General features: G+C 73.8%; 3 protein-coding genes. All 3 read left to right on the forward strand.

Annotated features, from left to right (window positions below; genetic code table 11):
* Nucleotides 1-452: uroporphyrinogen-III synthase (locus CON77_RS13950; protein WP_198552393.1), on the forward strand; the 452-nt coding region annotated here is incomplete at its 5' end.
* On the forward strand, nucleotides 449-1621 hold the full coding sequence (locus tag CON77_RS13955) for a uroporphyrinogen-III C-methyltransferase (RefSeq protein ID WP_101050107.1): 1173 nt from the start codon (nucleotides 449-451) through the stop codon (nucleotides 1619-1621). The genes CON77_RS13950 and CON77_RS13955, both read left to right, overlap by 4 nt.
* Before the next feature lie 18 nt (nucleotides 1622-1639).
* The coding region (locus CON77_RS13960; RefSeq protein WP_198552394.1) for a heme biosynthesis HemY N-terminal domain-containing protein at nucleotides 1640-2147 on the forward strand (508 nt) is incomplete at its 3' end.

Here is a 2147-nt window from a genome sequence, read left to right on the forward strand (position 1 = left end):
AGCCCAGCGCCCAGGCCGAACAGTTCGACTCCGAGGCGCTGTGGGCCGTGGTGGCGCCGCAATTGCGCCCAGGCCACCGCTTGCTCGTGGTGCACGGCGTGTCGGCCGATGGCCACGCCGGGCGCGACTGGCTGGTGCGCCGCTGCGAGGCCGCCGGCGGCACCGTGACCCGCTGTGTGGCGTACCGGCGCCGGGCTCCGGCCGCGTGCGAACAGGCCGACCGCGAGCGCTGCCGGCGCTGGGCCGAGGCGGGCGCCTGGTGGCTGTTCAGCAGCTCCGAAGCGCTGGGCCACCTGCGCGGCCTGTGCCCCGACCAGGACTGGCGCCACGCCCGCGCCCTGGTCACCCACCCCCGCATCGCCCAGGCCGCCCACGAACTGGGTTTTGGCCGCGTGCAGGAAACCCGGCCCGCCTTGCCGGATGTGTTGCGCACCCTAGAATCGTTGCCATGACCATGGCCGAAACCGACACCCCCCCCACCACCGCCGGCGCGGCCGATGCCGCGTCTCCTGTGCCGCCCCCTGCCGCGGCCTCCGCGCGCACCAGCCAGGTCGTGACGGGGCTGGCCTTGGCCCTGGCCGCTGCCTCGGCCGTGGCGACCGGTCTGCTGTGGCAGCGCCTGGGTCAGACCGAGGCCGAATTGGCTCGGCGCGGCACCGACACCCTGGCCGAAGCCGCGGCCGCCCGGGCCCTGGCTGCGCAGGCCGAGGCGCAGACCAAGGAGCTGCAAGCCCGTCTGGGGGTGGCCGAGATCCGCCTGTCCGAAGTCACCCTGCAGCGCAGCCAGCTCGAAGAGTTGATGCTCAGCGTGTCGCGCTCGCGCGACGACAGCCTGGTGCAGGACCTGGAGTCCGCCCTCCGGCTGGCGGTGCAGCAAAGCCAGTTGACCGGCAGTTCGCAGCCCCTGATTTCGGCCCTGCAAGGGGCCGAGCAGCGCATCGAGCGGGCCGCCCAGCCCCGCCTGAACCCGGTGCAGCGCGCCATCGCCCGCGACGTCGAGCGCATCCGGGCCGCCTCACTGGTGGATGTGCCGGCCTTGGCCAGCCGCCTGGACGAGCTGGTGCGCAGCATCGACGAGCTGCCCTTGCGCAACGCCGTCGGCACCCAGCCGGCGCTGCGCCCCGATGCGGCGGTGGCCGCGGTACCGCCGACGCCTGCCCCGGTGGCGGCCACGCCGGCCGCCGCGCAGGCCGTGGAGGCCGAGGCGTCCGGGTCTGCCTGGGAGGGCGCCTGGTCCCGCTTCAACGACTGGCGTGCGGGCGTCATGGCCCGCTGGTGGGCCCACTTCCGCCAGGGCACCGCCGACCTCATCCGCGTCAGCCGTATCGACCAGCCCGATGCCGCGCTGCTGGCGCCCGAGCAGTCGCATTTCCTGCGCGAGAACATCAAGCTCAAGCTGCTCAACGCCCGCCTGGGCATGCTGGCGCGCCAGTTTGACACCGCCCAGTCCGACGTGCAGGCCGCTCAGCGGCTGTTGGAGCGCTATTTCGACACCGCGGCGCCCGCCACGCGCCTGGCCACCCAAACCCTGGGCCAGCTCTACCAGGACCTGCGCCAGGACGCCTTGCCCCGGCCGGACGACACCCTGGCCGCCCTGGCCGTGGCCGCCAGCGGCCGCTGACCCGCAGGAGCTGTCCGGATGAAAAGCCTGTTCTGGTTCCTGTTCACGGCCGGTCTGGCGGTGGCGTTGGCGCTGCTGGTGGGTGACAACCAGGCCACCGTCACCCTGTTCTGGCACCCCTACCGCATCGACCTGTCCTTCAACCTGGTGCTGTTTGCCCTGGTTGCGGGTTTTGTCCTGCTCTACCTGGCCCTGCGCGGCTTGGCGCTGCTGCGCAGCCTGCCGGAACAGGCCCACCGCTGGCGCGCCAGCCAGCTGGAGCGTGCCGTCTACGCCCAGGTGCTCGACGCCCTGGCCTACCAGCTCTCGGGCCGTTTTGTCCGCGCCCAGAGCGCCGCGCAGCAGGCCGTGGACCTGCTGCGCACCCTGGCCCCCGACGCCGTCATCCACCGCGCCCAGCTGGAGGTGCTGGCCCAGTTGCTGGTGGCCGAAGCCGCCCACGCCTTGGGCAACACCGAGCGGCGCGACAGCGCCCTGGCCGCGGCCGTGGCCCCGGGCCGGCCGTCCGAGGCGGGCCCGGCGCGCG

Origin of the sequence: Macromonas nakdongensis (assembly GCF_002837145.1) — a bacterium.
In the GTDB taxonomy this organism is placed as follows: domain Bacteria; phylum Pseudomonadota; class Gammaproteobacteria; order Burkholderiales; family Burkholderiaceae_C; genus Macromonas_B; species Macromonas_B nakdongensis.

Excerpts from the sequence above, each read along its gene's own strand:
- CON77_RS13955 (WP_101050107.1), top strand. The coding sequence starts at position 449 with ATGACCATGGCCGAAACCGACACCCCCCCCACCACCGCCGGCGCGGCC.